18 protein-coding genes and 2 tRNA genes are annotated in these 16,104 nt (G+C 25.3%); 2 read left to right on the top strand and 18 right to left on the bottom strand.

The window, feature by feature from the left end; genetic code table 4:
• Nucleotides 1-104: 104 nt before the first annotated feature.
• The 4 genes from ACXX84_RS03435 to ACXX84_RS03420 all read right to left on the bottom strand — a co-directional run bounded on the left by ACXX84_RS03435 (nt 105) and on the right by ACXX84_RS03420 (nt 1,688).
• Complete coding sequence (locus ACXX84_RS03435) at nt 105-287, bottom strand: hypothetical protein (RefSeq protein WP_458559228.1); 183 nt, start codon at nt 285-287, stop codon at nt 105-107.
• A 225-nt stretch (nt 288-512) separates the two neighbouring features.
• The gene (locus tag ACXX84_RS03430) at nt 513-710 is read right to left on the bottom strand and encodes a hypothetical protein (RefSeq protein ID WP_458572910.1); all 198 of its coding nucleotides are present in this window, start codon (nt 708-710) and stop codon (nt 513-515) included.
• Complete coding sequence (locus ACXX84_RS03425; protein ID WP_458572909.1) at nt 703-1,524, bottom strand: hypothetical protein; 822 nt, start codon at nt 1,522-1,524, stop codon at nt 703-705. The genes ACXX84_RS03430 and ACXX84_RS03425 overlap by 8 nt, the downstream gene beginning before the upstream one ends.
• 88 nt (nt 1,525-1,612) lie before the next feature.
• Nucleotides 1,613-1,688, bottom strand: a tRNA-His gene (locus ACXX84_RS03420).
• Between the two features lie 131 nt (nt 1,689-1,819).
• On the opposite strand from ACXX84_RS03420, the gene ACXX84_RS03415 reads away from it, so the two are divergent.
• Together ACXX84_RS03415 and ACXX84_RS03410 are read left to right on the top strand one after the other, a co-directional pair.
• Nucleotides 1,820-2,317, top strand: a complete 498-nt coding sequence (locus ACXX84_RS03415; RefSeq protein ID WP_436358951.1) for a dUTP diphosphatase — start codon at nt 1,820-1,822, stop codon at nt 2,315-2,317.
• Between the two features lie 23 nt (nt 2,318-2,340).
• A tRNA-Arg gene (locus ACXX84_RS03410) sits at nt 2,341-2,417 on the top strand.
• Between the two features lie 45 nt (nt 2,418-2,462).
• On the opposite strand, the gene ACXX84_RS03405 is transcribed toward ACXX84_RS03410, so the two are convergent.
• The 14 genes from ACXX84_RS03405 to ACXX84_RS03340 all read right to left on the bottom strand — a co-directional run bounded on the left by ACXX84_RS03405 (nt 2,463) and on the right by ACXX84_RS03340 (nt 15,856).
• Complete coding sequence (locus tag ACXX84_RS03405; protein WP_458572908.1) at nt 2,463-3,188, bottom strand: class I SAM-dependent methyltransferase; 726 nt, start codon at nt 3,186-3,188, stop codon at nt 2,463-2,465.
• The gene (locus ACXX84_RS03400) at nt 3,175-4,716 is read right to left on the bottom strand and encodes an LppA-related lipoprotein (protein ID WP_458572907.1); all 1,542 of its coding nucleotides are present in this window, start codon (nt 4,714-4,716) and stop codon (nt 3,175-3,177) included. The genes ACXX84_RS03405 and ACXX84_RS03400 overlap by 14 nt, the downstream gene beginning before the upstream one ends.
• 63 nt (nt 4,717-4,779) lie before the next feature.
• Nucleotides 4,780-5,712 (bottom strand): ABC transporter permease, encoded by a 933-nt coding sequence (locus ACXX84_RS03395; protein ID WP_458557495.1) that lies wholly within the window; start codon nt 5,710-5,712, stop codon nt 4,780-4,782.
• Between the two features lies 1 nt (nt 5,713).
• Nucleotides 5,714-7,612 (bottom strand): ABC transporter permease subunit, encoded by a 1,899-nt coding sequence (locus tag ACXX84_RS03390; RefSeq protein ID WP_458572906.1) that lies wholly within the window; start codon nt 7,610-7,612, stop codon nt 5,714-5,716.
• Nucleotides 7,605-9,161: an ABC transporter ATP-binding protein gene (locus ACXX84_RS03385; protein ID WP_458572905.1), complete on the bottom strand. Its 1,557-nt coding sequence runs from the start codon at nt 9,159-9,161 to the stop codon at nt 7,605-7,607. Before ACXX84_RS03385 ends, ACXX84_RS03390 begins: the two co-directional genes overlap by 8 nt.
• A gap of 113 nt (nt 9,162-9,274) precedes the next feature.
• A complete protein-coding gene (locus ACXX84_RS03380; RefSeq protein ID WP_458572904.1) occupies nt 9,275-10,858 on the bottom strand; it encodes a BMP family ABC transporter substrate-binding protein in 1,584 nt (527 codons plus the stop codon).
• Between the two features lie 175 nt (nt 10,859-11,033).
• A complete protein-coding gene (nusG, locus tag ACXX84_RS03375; protein WP_436358944.1) occupies nt 11,034-11,615 on the bottom strand; it encodes a transcription termination/antitermination protein NusG in 582 nt (193 codons plus the stop codon).
• Between the two features lie 3 nt (nt 11,616-11,618).
• Nucleotides 11,619-11,831: a preprotein translocase subunit SecE gene (gene secE / locus ACXX84_RS03370; RefSeq protein ID WP_458557500.1), complete on the bottom strand. Its 213-nt coding sequence runs from the start codon at nt 11,829-11,831 to the stop codon at nt 11,619-11,621.
• Nucleotides 11,831-11,974, bottom strand: a complete 144-nt coding sequence (gene rpmG / locus ACXX84_RS03365) for a 50S ribosomal protein L33 (RefSeq protein WP_436358942.1) — start codon at nt 11,972-11,974, stop codon at nt 11,831-11,833. Before rpmG ends, secE begins: the two co-directional genes overlap by 1 nt.
• Nucleotides 11,975-12,003: 29 nt before the next feature.
• Nucleotides 12,004-12,513 (bottom strand): hypothetical protein, encoded by a 510-nt coding sequence (locus ACXX84_RS03360; protein WP_436358941.1) that lies wholly within the window; start codon nt 12,511-12,513, stop codon nt 12,004-12,006.
• Nucleotides 12,514-12,526: 13 nt separating this feature from the next.
• Entirely contained in the window at nt 12,527-13,207 is a 681-nt protein-coding gene (gene rlmB / locus ACXX84_RS03355; RefSeq protein ID WP_458559217.1) for a 23S rRNA (guanosine(2251)-2'-O)-methyltransferase RlmB, read from the bottom strand.
• Nucleotides 13,208-13,257: 50 nt separating this feature from the next.
• On the bottom strand, nt 13,258-14,463 hold the full coding sequence (gene cysS / locus ACXX84_RS03350) for a cysteine--tRNA ligase (RefSeq protein ID WP_458560461.1): 1,206 nt from the start codon (nt 14,461-14,463) through the stop codon (nt 13,258-13,260).
• 1 nt (nt 14,464) lies between these two features.
• Nucleotides 14,465-15,172, bottom strand: coding sequence for a M48 metallopeptidase family protein (locus tag ACXX84_RS03345; RefSeq protein WP_458561156.1), 708 nt, complete (start codon nt 15,170-15,172; stop codon nt 14,465-14,467).
• Nucleotides 15,173-15,175: 3 nt separating this feature from the next.
• Nucleotides 15,176-15,856 carry a nuclease-related domain-containing protein gene (locus ACXX84_RS03340; protein WP_458572903.1) on the bottom strand — a complete coding sequence of 227 codons (681 nt, stop codon included), beginning with the start codon at nt 15,854-15,856 and terminating at the stop codon, nt 15,176-15,178.
• Nucleotides 15,857-16,104 lie beyond the last annotated feature (248 nt).

The following is a 16,104-nucleotide window of genomic DNA, read 5'->3' as shown; positions in this document are numbered from 1 at the left end:
TATCATTAAATTAACACATATTTATAAAAAGTGACATTTTATATCTGTAATTACAAAAAGATTATTTATTTTTATTTAATAGTAAAATCCAAGATTTAAAGTTATTATGAATTGAATAATTTTTCTTCAAGTTTTGAGTCTCTGTATTTTTCTAATCACCTACTAGTGTTTGTATTATTTAAATCATTTAAATCTATGCTAATACGATATTCTTGTTTGTTATTATTATTGTTTTTGTTGATAACTCCATGTGCACTATGTCCTAAAATTTTAATTTCTTCTTCCATTTCTTCTTTGGTTAATAAAAATAGAAAATTATTTTTATAAAACAAACCATCTATAAAAACACATAAATAATAATCTAATTCATGGTGTAATCTGATTTGGACAATATTTAAAATATTGCCATTTGCAGAAGGAGTGGAACATTTTATTTCATAATAAAGGTTGTCTTTATCTTTTGAATCACCTTTTTCTAACTTCGGTGATATCTTTTCAAATTCAAACTTTTTTTATATAAAAGTTTGTTGTAAGGTGAATTTACTTTGTGGACTCAAAACAGAGATAATAAAAAAATATTTAATAGAACTTGTGATATCTTCTAATTTTTGCTCATCAATACTTTCTTTATTTACATATTTGCTAAAGTTATTTATTCTTATTTTATAACTTTCAATAACTTTGAAAATGTCTTTAATTTCTTTACTCACGTGTTTTTTTCCTTTCATTTCAAGCGATTATTATTTCATCTTGATTGATTCAATAATTACCACCATTTATTGATGATTTGGGTTTAAAAACTAATTTTCTAAATTCGTTTTTAATTAGTTCAATATCATAATTTTCTTTTACTTTTATATAATGTTCAGATTTTGAATTTGTTACTTCTTGTAATGATTTAATTTTTGCAGAATTTCCATTTATAGTAAAATCAGCTTCTTGACTTCCTCTTGGTAAAAAGACAAATTCTTTTGGAATAATTGTAGGTTTTTTCTTTCTTAAATCTTTTTGTTTATTTTCTGTCATTTTTGTTCAAACAAAAAATGTACAAGGAACATGATATACTTCTTTTTGATCCTTATGATAAATAAAAAAAGAATTTTTCGGTAATTCTCATTCTGTAACTAATTTCCACTCTTTTGGAAATAAACTAGTTGATTGATTAGTTATTTTACTAAAGGTATTAGGTAAAATAAATGCAATTGTTGAAGCATTTAAATCTATTGAATGTTTGATAAATTTTTTAGCTAAAGATGATCTATAACCAAAAGGCGGATTCCCTATAATTAAAATTTTTTCAGTATTTGGTTTATTGATTTTGACACAAAAAAAATCTTGTTTAATGATATTGCTGTTTTTAGGCTCAATATCATAAGCAATAACATTATTTAACAAATCACTAAAACTACCTTCTCCAGCTGAAGGTTCAATTATAATACTATATTGCTCTAAATTATCAATTTTAGAGATACATTTTTTAGCAATTGCCTTTTTTGTATAAAATTGATCAAGTTTTATTTGCATATTCTTATTTTACTATATTTCAGATATGATTAAGAAAATAAAAAAAACCATTTTTTAAATTTCTTAAATTTTAAGATAACTTAAAAAATGGGGCGGATGACGGGGATCGAACCCGCGTATGTCGGAGCCACAACCCGATGCGTTAGCCACTTCGCCACATCCGCCATAATTATTAATATTATACAATAATATCGTTTTTTGCCAAACAATTTTATAAATTATTAATCTTCATTAAAAGAAAATAAAAGTTTCTTTAGTTTTAAAAATAAAAAAGAAATTAATATATAATAATATTATGGATTTTACTAAAATATTTATTTTTCAAAAAACACTTGATTCTAAATTTGAAGAATCAATAAAACAAAGAAATGTTTCAATGGATGTTTTGGAGTGACATAAGCAAGTGACTTTGGCAATAATTGTCGAAATTGCTGAATTTGCAAATGAATTGCAATCATTCAAATATTGAAAACAAAATAGAAATATTAATAATGAAAAATTATTAGAAGAATGAGCTGACATAATTCATTTTTTAAGTTCATGTGCTAATAATTTAAATTTAAATCCTATAATTAAAAAAACAGCAGTTTCAGCTGATATTAACATCCAATTGCAAAATGTTTTTAAAGCTGCAGTTGATTTTCAAACAGAGTTTAACTCAACAAATTTATCAACTCTTTTTAGCTTAATTCTTGGTTTTTTAGATATTTTAAATATTAAAGAAGAAATGCTAATTAATGCTTACTTTAAAAAAGCAGAAATTAATTTAAAAAGAATTAAAGAAAAATATTAAATTATGGTATAATACATATTAGTGGTTCCGTAGCTCAGCAGGATAGAGCACAAGCCTTCTAAGCTTGTTGTCAGAGGTTCGAATCCTCTCGGGATCGCCATTTTTTTATTCTTTTTTTTATAAATTAAAATAAGGACTCCTATCCTTATTTTTTTACTATTCAAAAATTTGTATTGTCTGAAATTTCTAAAATTTTTTTACTTTCTTTAAAATGTTCATCGCGACTTATGATATCTAAAATTTCAAAATTTTGATTTTCAAGAATTGTTTTTAATTCATTTTTAGAATATAAATGTAAAAAATCACAAATTTTATCTTCGTTTTTGAAAATAAAATCACCATATTTTTCAAATCTAAATTCATTTTTACATTCTTCTATAAAGTTTTTATAATATTCTAAATATTCTACTTCTTCTCTATCGTGACAAGAAAAAATGAATATTCCCTTTTCTTTTAAAACTCTAAATACTTCTTTTAAAGCGTTTATTCTGGATTTTTCACTTGGTATTCCAGGTCAACCATTAAAGGAAAATAAAACATAATCAAAAGAATTATCTTTAAAAGATAATCTTGATGCATCTTCAACTTTAAATTCAATATTATATTTTTTGGATAAATTGATTTCTTTTGCTTTTTCGATCATATTTTGTGAAATATCAATGGCAGTTATATTTTTATAACCTAGTTCATAAAGAGCAAATGTTGTTCTACCAACACCACAACCTAAATCTAAAATTTTTAATTCTTTATTTGGAAAATATTTATCAATTAAAAATTTTTCCGATTCTCACAATCCTGTTTCTTGAAAGTCTTTTTTATATCTTTCAACTGTTTTGCTTTCTTGAAAAACTTTTTTATTATTTAAGTTCATTTAAATTAAATTCAATTAAGTCTTTTGTTCAGTGTATTTCTTGATCTGAAAAAGTAATAGATCTTAAGTCATTAATAGAACTAGAAACAAAAGGAAAAATCTTTAATTCAAGTTGCATTATTATTTTATTTTCTTCAGAGTTAGTTTCTTTAAATACATAAAAATCAACATTTTCAATAATCTCTTTTGTAATTGATGTTATAAAAGGATATATTGAAGTTTTATCTTTTCTTGCTATAAACTTAGTTGCTCTTGGTAAATTATCTCAGTTGTTATAGATTTTTTCTTTTTCTCGATCATAAACAGCAATTAACAATTTATTAAATATAGCATTTTTTAGTGTATCTTTTTCTTGGTTTGTAATAGAAAGTGTTATTTTTTGTTTTTCATTAGTTATATTCATATTACTAATGCTATTTTCAATTTTGGATTTTAGTTTATACTTATTAATTATTTCTATTGCTTCATTTTCAAGTAAATAAACTGAAAATGGATTAGAAATTAAATTACCATTTTGATCTTTTGCAAATTTTCTAAATCCTGAAAATTCAAAATATTTATGATAAGAATCAGTAACTCCTGTATTATTATCAATTTGCTTGATAGAGACTTCAACTTGCATAGTCCCTTCTAAATCATTAGCAGATACCCCAACAACTTCATAATTATATTTTGGTTTAGTTGAATCTTCGTGTTTTTCAAAAAATAAAGCACTTAATGAAGGATTTAAAACAATATTTTTGTCTTTGAAAAGTTGTTTTAAATTTTCTTTATTTCCAGATCCTAAATATTCATAATTTAAAGTAAAATCATCGCTTGTTGATGAATTTTGCAATTCTCTAAAACTATCAATATTTGAATTATATTGCAGCATTGAAGCAACTAAAGAAGCAAATAGTTTTATTACGCTTGAGCCATTTAAATCTTTTTTTGTTAAAAAGTTTTCTCTTTCATCAACTGTATTTGTTGAATTAGTTTTAAATCCTTGTAAAGATATAGTGATATTTTTATCTTGATTATTTTTAGTAAAAGTTAAAACTAAATCACTAATTTTTCCTGTTGAATTATTGATTTTATCAGTATTTGGAAAAGTAGCTCTTATCTTATATTCTTCTTGCAATTCTCATTTAATTGCGATGTTTTGAGAAATTAAATCAGGAGCATCTTTATATTTATAATAAAAAGAAAGTGCGTCTAATTCTTTATTTCTTTCTGTTACTTCTAGTATTGTTGGAAAATCCTTTAACGAAGCGAAAACATCTGTATTTTGCTGTATATTGGTGTTTTTATCATTGTTTAGATTGTTATTGGAAGAATTATTATTTCCTGTTTGTGTATTGGGATTTGTATTTGTTGAAGTATTTATATTTTCACTTGGATTTGTGATTTTTGGTTGTTCTGGTTTTATTGAATCTTCATTTGTTGTTTTTTCAGTTTTATTTTGTCCACATGCTACTAAAGATAAAGTAATAGGCGATAAAACTATAAATGATTTTCAAAATTTAAAATGATTTTTATTTTTTTTCATAATTATTATTTTATCACTTTTAAAGTAATAAAAAAGCAAACCTTTTTTTGGCTTGCTTTAAATTTAACGTTTTGATTTGTCATATGGTTGTCCAACTGCAGCTGGAGCAATAGCTCTTTTCGATGTAAATATTAAAATAAATATTGTAATCAAGAATGGTGTAGCTGTAATTAAGAAACCATATTGACTTGCAGCTGCTAACACTCCTGTGCTTGATGCTTGTAATGTTAAAGCTGTTCCGTAAATTAATGAGAAGATTATAGTTACAAAGAAGATTCATGATGTTCTTCATCTACCCATAATTAAAATAGTAAGAGCTAAGAATCCAAATCCACCAGCATTTCCTGTAAAACTAATTCCTTTTCATTGATAGAAGATTCCTCCTCCAAGTCCTGCAAGTAATCCAGAAATAATTAATCCTTGTCATTTGTAGAAATTAACATTAATTCCAGCAACATCTGCTGCTTGTGGATTTTCTCCGATAGCTTTTAGTCTTAAACCTCATTTTGTTTTATTTAATGTTATTAGTGCAACAAGAAATATAACTAATATTAAAACTAATTTAAGAGAAACAATATTTTTGAGATTTGCGAACGAATCTTGAGATCATGCTAATTCTTGTGTATATTGCGGGAATTTATTAGCATCTCCAAAAGTTCTTAAGAAGAAAATACTTAATGCAGGAGCTAATAAGTTTATTGCAACCCCTGAAATAATATGATCTCCTTTTAATTTAATGGTAACAAAACCATGCAATAATGCAAATAAAGCGGTTGCCAATGAAGAAATTATTAATAATGGTATTTGCATTCAAGCACTTTCTACTTTAAATAAATAATTAAGTAATCCATAAACAGTAGCACCAATTATTAACATCCCTTCAATTCCGATATTAACAATTCCAACTCTTTCACTGAACATTCCAGAAAGTGCTGAAAAACCAAGAATAACAAACAGTAAAACTGATGAAACTAAAATTATTGAAAATATTGCCATTTTATATTACCTCAATTCTAATTCATTTGTGTTCGTTTTTCATATTTTGAACAATTAAATCTTTTTCTTTGGTGTATTGAGCTTTTAATTCAACTCTATTTGCCTTGTATTGGTCTTTTAAAACTTTTAAGTCATAAAAACCAAGTTCAGAAAGTTGTTTATTAATTTCTCTTCTTTTTTCAGATAACTCTCTAAATAACTCAATTTTTTGCTCTTCGTTAATGTCTTTTTGATTCATAGCTTTTTTAAAGAAATCGGATTTAAGTTCATTTTGAAGAACTTTTCATTGTAGTTTGTTTGGTTCGTTTGTTAATTCGATTATTTTAATAGATAATTTGTTGTTTTTTCTCATAATTTTTTTACTAAATCAATATGCTTTAAAGATGCTAATTTTATGTTCTTTTGATAAATTTGATAATTTATTTAAAAATCTTGTATTAATTAATAATTCTTTTTCAAGGTGTTTAATATATTCATTAAGTGTAGCATTTTGACTTAATTTATTATTATTTTTAAAGTTTATAAATTCTTGAATATATTCTGCTTTTGCTTTTTTAAATACATAAGGTTTTTCTTTATGTAAATTTTGCAAGTGTTTAATATAATCATTTAAAACTTCTAATCTTCTACTTCATAGTTCAATTGTTTCTGAAGAATTATTTTTATTTTTAATTTGTTTTTTAATTTTTGTTCTTATTTGTTTATATTCATAAATCTTTCTATTTTCATGATAGAAATAATGACTTTTAACTAAGAAAATAAATTTAATAAATTTAGAAACTGGTTTAAATTTAAAGAAAATTACGGCGATAGCAGCAAAGTAAATGATTAATCCTGAAATCATTTGAACAGCTTGTGCATCTAATTTTGGATTTAAAATTTGAATATTATCTGAACCAACTGTTAAAAGTGAATAGAATATTGCTGTAAAAATAATTCCTATAGGTGAATTATAAGCAAGCAATGAAACTGCTATAGCATCAAATCCTAAAGGTTCAGGAGATGAAAGTATAGGTAGATTTTGTCTTGAGAAAACAAATCAAAGAAATCCTGCTATCCCTGCTAAAAGTGCTGAAACACTTAAAATAGATATAATTAATAATTTTTCATTTGTTCCAGAATACTTAGAAGCATTTTTGTTAAATCCAGTCATTTTAATTTTATAACCAATAGGTGTTTTTTTGATTATAAATCAAACTGCTATAGCAAAAATAAATGATAAACCTAATAAAATTCCTGCAAATGCTTGTGAATTAAAGAAATCATTTTCAAAAATTATTTTTTTAGATATTGGTAAATCTGTTAAACCTGGAGGTAAAGTAAAAGGAAGTCCTTGAATTTTCCCAACAAGTAATTGATAAGCAATATAGTAAATAATTCAATTTAATAAAATTGTTGAAATAACTTCATTTATATTAAAGAATGCTTTTAGTAATCCAGCAATCATCCCTACAAAAGCTGCTGCAACTAATCCTGCTAAAAGTCCAACTATTAAATGTCATCCTTTAACAACGATTTCAGTATTACTTGTTGAACCTAAATAACTTACAACAACAAAACAAACAAGACCTGAAGCCATCATTTGCCCTGGTATTCCTATATTAAACATCGATGCTTTAAATCCAACACCAACAGCAATCGATGCAAATATAAATACTGAAATAGTAATTAAAAATCTATAAATAAACTCTTCTTTTAATGAAGAATTTATAATTTGGTAATAAATTTCAAACGGATTAGAACCTAAAGATGCAATAAAGATAGAAGCAATTATCATTCCAAAGAATAATGCTCATAAAGAACTAAATATTTTCTTTCTTGCATTTGTATTATCTTCTTCAAAAAAGAAGTTTGAAAATCTTTTAAATAAAGATATTTTCTTTTCTTCTACTTTATTCATTGTGTACTCCTGCCATTAATAATCCTATTTCGTTTCTTGTAATATTTTTTACATCTCTTTTGTCTGAAACTTTTCCTTTGTTAATAACTACTACTGAATCTGCTAAAGCAAAAATTTCATCTAATTCGTAAGATATTAGTAAAATAGTTTTACCTGCTGCTTTTTCTTGTAGTATTTTGTTATGAATAATGTTAATTGCTCCAACATCTAATCCACGAGTTGGTTGAACAATGATAATAAAATTATGTTCAGTTAACATCTCACGACCAACAATTGCTTTTTGTTGGTTTCCGCCTGATAATGATCTAGCTTTGGATTTTCCGTCTCTTCCACCACGAACATCATATTCAGTTTGTATTTCTTTATAAAAATTGTGAATTTTTTTAGTTGATAAAATTCCTAAATTTTTAAATAATTTATCTTTTAGTCTTCTAATTATTGAATTATCTCCAATTGTAAAATCTAAAACTAAACCATATTTATGTCTATCACCCGGAATATATGAAATTCCTTCTTCTTTCTTTTTACTTACAGACATATGAGTGATATCTTTTTCAAGAATTTGACCTTTTTCATCTTCTTTATAAAGGATAACGTTACCATGTGAAGGTTTTAACATCCCTGAAGCAACAAATTCAATTTCTTCTTGTCCGTTACCTTCAACTCCAGCAATTGCTAGAATTTCACCTTTATTGATTGTAAATGAAACGTCTTGAATTCCTTTTAGATGTTTGGCACTAACGTTTCTAAACTCAAAACCAACTTGAGTAAAGTTATTTTCAGTGTTGTTTTTTGGCATTACTACTTTTTTACCAACCATTGCTTCTGAAATTTCTGAAATTGAAACATTTTTTAAAGAATTAAAGTGTCCAACAACTTCTCCGTGTCTAATAACGGTTGCTTCATCAGAAACTGATTTAACTTCATTTAATTTATGAGAAATAAAAATAATTGTTTTTCCATTTTCTCTAAATATTTTCATTGTTTCTAATAAACCTTCTATTTCTTGTGGGTTTAGAACCGCAGTAGGTTCATCAAACACAAGAATTTCAGCATCACGGTAAAGCATTTTCATAATTTCTACTTTTTGTTGTGTAGAAACAGTAGCATCACCTGTTTTTTGATTTAAATCAAAATTTAAATTATATTTTTTTTGTATAGTTTGTATTTTTTGAATTGCTAATTTTTTATCTAAAAAACCTCTATGTGTAAATTCATCGCCTAAAATAATGTTTTCTAAATTAGTATATGCATCAACGAGTTTAAAATGTTGATGAACCATACCAATTCCTAAATCATTAGCTTGGTTAGGATCTTTAATATACATACTGTGTCCATTTATTTTGATTTGACCACTAGTAGGTGTATAAAGACCGAATAGAATTGACATTAAAGTACTTTTTCCAGCACCATTTTCACCAATTAAAGCGTGAATGGTACCTTTTTTGATCTTAATATTAATGTTCTTATTGGCAATTATAGTTCCAAATTCTTTTGTAACATTAATAAATTCAATTGCATTTTCTACTTTATTAACTGTATTTTCCATTTTTCTCTTTCCTATATAATTTTAACAAATAAACAAATAAAAAAATAACATAAAAGTTATTTTTTTATTTTAATCTAATTGTTATAGTAGATTATTGGATTGTTTTAATAAAATTATGAACCTTGGTGTGCTGTGTTATTAGCAGGTTGAGAAGCAGTGTTACTTCCTTGTGATTGATTTCCTTCTCCACTTGTACTTGAAGTTGGAGTAGTAGGAGTTCCTGAACCTGGTTGAGTTGCTGCTCCATCAGCTTGTCCAGAAGCATTTTGTGTTCCGGTTGTTGAACCAGTTGCATTCCCTCCAGAAGGATTTTGTGGGTTGTTATTTGCCCCCCCCTGTGATGTTCCTGCTCCAGATGCTGGTGGAGTAGGTTGTTCTGTTGTTGCTGCTTTTCCTGTTTGTTTGTTAATTTCTGCAGCTAATTTATCTAATTCAGTTTGGTTAGTTGCTGCTCCTGCTGGATCCATTACTGGAATGCTTAAAAGAGTTTTAGCAGTTGCTTTATGTTCTTTTGTAACAAGTTCTTTGAATTTTGCTGCTGCTTTGTCTAATGAAGCATCTGCTGCAGCTTTGTCGCTAATTTGTGATTTTGCTAATCCAACAAAATCATCTCAGTATCCTAATTTAACATGAGCATTTTTTGTTCCTTCAGCAAATGTTGAAATAATATCTGAAGATGCTCCTTTTTTAGTAAATAAGTCAGCTAATACTCTAAATAAAGTATTTCCAATTCTTTTTTCAATTGATGTAAAGAATAATGTTTTTGAAGCTTCAAAAGTTAATGATTGGTCTGTATCCACACCAATTACAAATTGACCTTTATTTGATTTTTGGATTTGATCAATAGTTGTAGAAGTTAAACTTCCAGCTACTGGTAAAACAACTTTTGGTGTTTCTGTTGTTACTACTGTATTAACTTTTGGTGTTGATGTTGAATCTGCTTTAAATCCTGTATCTAAAGTTAATGTATCTGCTGTTAATTTTGTAACTTTAGGATTATTAGCATTGTAGTATTTAATTCCTGTTAAGTATCCTGCAATAAAGTCAGTAACTCCAGCTCCTAATCCTCCACCAAATGCTGCAACTTTTCTTTTTGCATCATCAGTTTCTTTAGTTGAGAAGTAATCTGCTGTTGCATAACCTGCAATTCATCCTGCTTCATCTGTATTGTAGTTTAATGAAATAAATCTACCTGATGGTAATTCAGAATCTTGTAAATCTCAGTCAATTGCAATAACAATAATTCCTTTTTGGTTAAATTTATCTTTATTTACTTTATATCAATTTGAAAAAGCACCTGATTGTTGGAATCCAGTTAATACTCAAACATTAGAATCAGTTGTTAATAATGAATTGTAACTTTTTTCTAAGTTAGATGAATCTCCTAATACATATTTATTAGCTTTTGATTCTGTTTGGAATGATAATTGAGAAATTGCTTCTCAAGCTGATTGGTTAAATGATTTATCATTAACATTTCCTCCAGCTGTTAATAAAGTAATTTTCAATTCTTTAGCTGTTTTATCTGTGATTGCTTTTTGTATTTCTGGAGCTTTTTGGTCTACTAATGCTTTAATACCTGAGTAATCAGTTGTATAGTAATTGTTTTTATCTCCACATGAAACAACAGTTGCTAAAGTTGCAAATCCTGTTAATGTTCCACCGAGTCCTAATAATAATTTTTTACTTAATTTCATATTATTCCTTTATTTTATTATTTTTTAATATATATAATATTCACTTAATATTTGAAATTTTTCGAAAATTTGAATATCATATACATTAATTTTACCACTTTTTGAATTTTTTGCATAAAAGTGGAATAAAAAATGCATTTTATTGAAAAAAATGCAAATTTTTTGAATTTTTGAACTATTTTACTACTTCTAATTGTTTATGAGAAAATTTTGTAGGAGTTTTTCTACCAAATATTTCAATTTCTACTCAAGAATCACCTAATCTATCATCAGTTTCTATGATTGTTCCTTCTTCACCTTCAAAACTACCTTCAATCACTCTAACTACAACATTAGGTTTGAAAGGTGAATCAATGATTCCGGCATTGTATTTTTCTCAACCTTTTTTTTCTGCTTCAAACATTTTTTTAATTTCACGGTTAGAAACTGGTGTTGGTTTAGCTCCTTTTCCTGATGAACCAACAAGTCCGGTAACATATTGAGTATTACGCACAATAAATCAGGCATCATCAGTCATAAGCATTTTAGCAAAAATGTAACCTTTATAAAGGTTCTCTGTTTTTACAACAAATGGTTCCCCTTTTATTTTTTTGTCGATTTCTTTTTGAGTTAAATGTGGTACTGTAAACATTTTAATTTCTTCAAAAATACTATCTAAAAATTCTGATTTTATTCTGTTATTTAAAGACTCAATAACTTGTTCTTCTTTTCCTGATATGGTTGAAATCATATATCATTTAAAATTTTCTTTTTCCATTATTTAAAAACCTACTCCTATTGAATTTCAAATTAAAGTTGCAACGAAAGAAATAGAAACAAATAAAATTGAACAAATAACCACAAAGATAATAGTTCACATAAAGTTTTTATTAGCATCTTTACCTTTTGGTCACTTAATTCTTTTTATTTCTTTAATTCAATTTCTGAAATAATATTTTTTTTCTCTTTTCTTTTTGTTTCTTTTTTCTTTCATTATTTTTCTTCCTTGTGTAAAGTTTGAGAATTGCATTTTCTGCAAAACTTGTTGATTACTAATCTGTCATCTACAGATTTATTTTTAACATAATTTTTTGACTTGCAAACTTCACAAGCTAATGCAATTTTTTCTTTAGACATAGTTTATTAATTATATATTATTTTTGCAATTATTTGAAATATTCAACTGCTTCGAGTTTTACTTTTTCTAAAAACCTTTTAATTTTAAAGGATGATGTATAAAACTGATTAGATATTTCCTTAATTGTTTTGTTATTAAGATAATATAAATTTAAGATATTTAATTCTTCATGAGAAAACTTTTTAAAAAATCTTTGACAGTCTTCTTTAAAAAGATATTCTTTTGAATTTTCTGATTCTAGTTTGGTTAAAATTTCATCTTCAAATGAAATACTAAAATTCATTATTTTAGAATTATTTTTAGTAAATGATTTAGCATAAGTCATTAATTTATTAAACAAGATAGCATAAATTACACCTTTTTTGTCTTCTTGATTATATTTCTTTGCTATTTCTGCTACTTCTAAAACGATGGATAATCCATAAATATTAATATCTTCTCAAGTTAAAGGAATGTATTTGAATTTGCTAAAAACATTTTTAGAAGCCGCAATTACTAGTTCTTTATATTTTTCTATTTCCTTTTCTGATTTGTTCATCTTTTCCTTTGTTTTACTTTAATTTAAATAAAACAATTCCGGCTGCTACAGATACATTTAGTGATTGCACAGTTCCTTTTAAAGGGATATAAATATTTTGATCACACATTTTTTCTACACTTTTAGATATCCCGTTTGCTTCAGAACCTAAAATTAATGCCAGTGGATAGTTAAATGTTGTTTGATTAATATCGATGGAATTGGAACTTAAAGTTGTTCCGTAAATTCAGAAGTTTTTTTCTTTTAGTTTAGTTATTGTTGCACTAATAGATGCAACTTTAATAAATTTCATATTTATAAATCCGCCAGATGATACTTTTAAAACTGTTGGGGTAATATCAACAGAACGTTCTTTAGGAAAGATAATATGATTAATTCCGCTGGCATTTGCTGTTCTTATTATTGCTCCGAAATTGTGTGGGTCTTGAATATGATCTAAAATTAAAATTTTTTCTGGTTTATCTTTAAATATAACATTTAAATCATGTGTTTCAATATCACTTATTTGTGCAATAAAACCTTGATGGTTTTCTTTTGTTAGATTATCTAAATATTTGTAATCTTTTTTTATAACTTTAATGTCTTTTTGTACTTTGATTAACTCTTCAGGTCTTGAAGAAAAAATTTGAATTATTGGTAAATTATGTTTTATTGCATCCAATACTGAATTTTTCCCACAAATATATTTTCCCATTATTTAAACTCTCTTTTCTTCTTTCTTTTATTTATTTTTCCATTATTTGTTTATAAAATATTTTTTTCATATAAGATTACTCTTAACTTATCTGCTTGTTCGTATTTTTTCTGTTCTTTTAGTTCTTTTCATTTATAATAAATTTCTTTAATTTCTTGATCTAATTGTAAATTTACATAATTAAAACCTATTAGTCTATAAATTTCAAATAGAGTTGCAAAGTCTTTATTTTTCTGTATTTCACTTATTTCTTTATTTGCTTGTGCAAATTTAAATTCAAGAAATAACTTCATTATTTTTTCAATTTTAGAAGTATCAATTACTAAATTATTTTGTTCTAAAATAAATTGATAAAATGATTTAGTTAATTGTTGAATTTTGTTTTTATTAGAAATAATGAGCTCATCACTTAAATCAACAGGAGCAAAAATATTAGTTGTTAAAATAATATTTCTAAAAGTGTCAGTTCCGTGTAAAAAAGCAAAATCTTTTGCAAGCAAAATATTTCCTAATGATTTAGACATTTTGTAGCCATTTTTATTAATAAAACCAGCATGAATTCATTCCTTGGCAATTGCTTTATTAGTTAAAGCAAAATGCTGTGCATTTTCATTTTCATGATGAGGAAAAAGTAAATCAACACCACCAGCATGAATATTAATGGTTTTTTTATTAAAGTAATAATAAATCATTGCACAACATTCTGTATGCCATCCTGGACGCCCTTGTCCAAATTCAGAATCATATTTTATGCCTAATTCTGTATTCTTTCATAAAGAAAAATCCTGTATATTTTTCTTTTTTAAAGAAGTTTCTTCTTCGTTTTTCATATCTTCCAATTTTCGATTAGAAAGAATTCCATAATTATTTATTGTTTTAACATCAAAAAAAACATTACCTTCACTTTTATAAGCATTTTTGTTATCTAATAATTCTTTAATGTAATTTTTAATTCAGTCTAGTTTATCTGTAATTTTTAAAATTTTAGTTGGTTTAACAACATTATAAATTTTAAATAACTTTAGATATTCTTGATAATAAAATTCACTGATTTCTTTTTCGCTTTTATTTTCTTCAATTGCTTTTTGTATGATTTTATCATCAATATCAGTGATGTTGTGAAGATAATTTATTTGGTAATTAAAGTATTTTTTAACTCTATTTAAAATATCTATAAAAACAAGAGAGCGCATATTTCCAATATGCACATGGTTATAAACTGTTGGACCACATAAATAAATATTTTCTTCTTTCATTTTATTGATATTCCTTATTGTTTAATTTTTTAGTTTTTTGGTCATAATCAGGACAGTATTTATATACTATATCTCAAAATTCTTTTGAATGATTAGGGACAAAACAATGAGCTAATTCGTGGTAAATTACTGAATCAATGATATCTTTGGAAAAAGGGGATAATGCTTCTGAAAAATAAATTTCTTTTCTAAAAATATGATTAGTACCTCAAGTAGATTTTTTAACTCTTACAAATACTCTATTTTGATGTTTTATTCCCATTTCTTTTTCGATGTTTGTTAATCTCACTAATAAATATTTTAATAACTCTCTTTTTCTAATTTCTTCTATATATTCTATTACTTGCTTTTTAGTTTTTAAGAGTCTTGGTTGAAAACCAGTTCTTAAAGGAACGAATTTATATTTTCCAAAAAATAAATCAAAAAGGCAATGAATTTTTTCTCCAAATAAATAAAAATATCTATTGTCTAAATCTATATCTTTTGTAAATAAAGTAGTTATTATTTTATCTTTATATTTATTAAAAAAAGGTCTAATAAATTCTATTAATTGTTCATCATCAAGTATTTTTTCATTTTTAACTAAAATAAAATCTTTTTTTAATGCTATTTTTTGGGTATTTGAAGTAGTTACTTCTTGCTCAACTTTAATTGCTAAATTATCAATTATTAATTCTCTTGATACTTTTTGTTTTTCTTTACTTTCCATATTTTACCTACTTGTTGAAAAAGATTTTAATACTAAATAATCTTTTTTATTATTTGTTTGATATTTTTCAAAAGCTTCTTTAATAGCTTTTAGAGTTTCTGGGTTTATTCTTTCTTCTAATGAAGTGTTTATATCAAAAAGAATTTGATTGAGTTCATCTTCTAAGCAAATGATAACATAAGCTAACTCATTTTCTATTTCTAACCTTTGTGCTCTGTTTGAAAACACAATTAAAGAAAGAATAGGAAAATTTCCATCTAACATTTTTTTTATATGATAAATATGCTTATCATTTTGATAAATAGGATTAGAAATTTCAAAACTCTTATTTCCTAGAACTTTATTTAGTGTTTTTTCTGTTGAATTTCCTTTAATAATACCGTTTATTGATTTTATTTCTACAATAATAATTGCTTTGTTTGTTAGTAGTATTCCATCAACTTCAAACAATTGATTATCGTTGTATTTGTATAAACTACTTTCTAAAAAATAAAAATTATTTTTTTCTGCTCATTTTCTTAAAAGAAAATTAATATTTTTTTCTGCTTCTAAACCTAGTTGCTCCTGTTTAGACATTTTTTTAAAATATTTAAACCTTAAAAAAAGCAAAAAGAAGGTTATTAAAAGCATCAAAAACATACTTACACTAATTCCTGCAATTACTGCTATTTGTTCTTGATTCATTTTTCCCCTTTATTTTTATTTAAATTATACTATTTTGTCTTTACAAATAAAAAGAAAAAGACAAGATAAATAAATATCTTGTCTAAAATTTTATTTATAAATAATTTATATGATAAATATTATTAAGCTACTGCTTTTCCTTCTGATCCTTCAGAACCTGGAGTAGGTGTTGAAGTTTCTGTTCCTGAACCACCTTTTCCTTCTGATCCTTCAGAACCTGGAGTAGGTGTTGAAGTTTCTGTTCCTGA

The organism is Mycoplasma sp. AC157 (genome assembly GCF_054343415.1).
The sequence above is the reverse complement of the archived record's forward strand: the minus strand, read 5'-3'. Positions and strand labels throughout refer to the sequence as shown.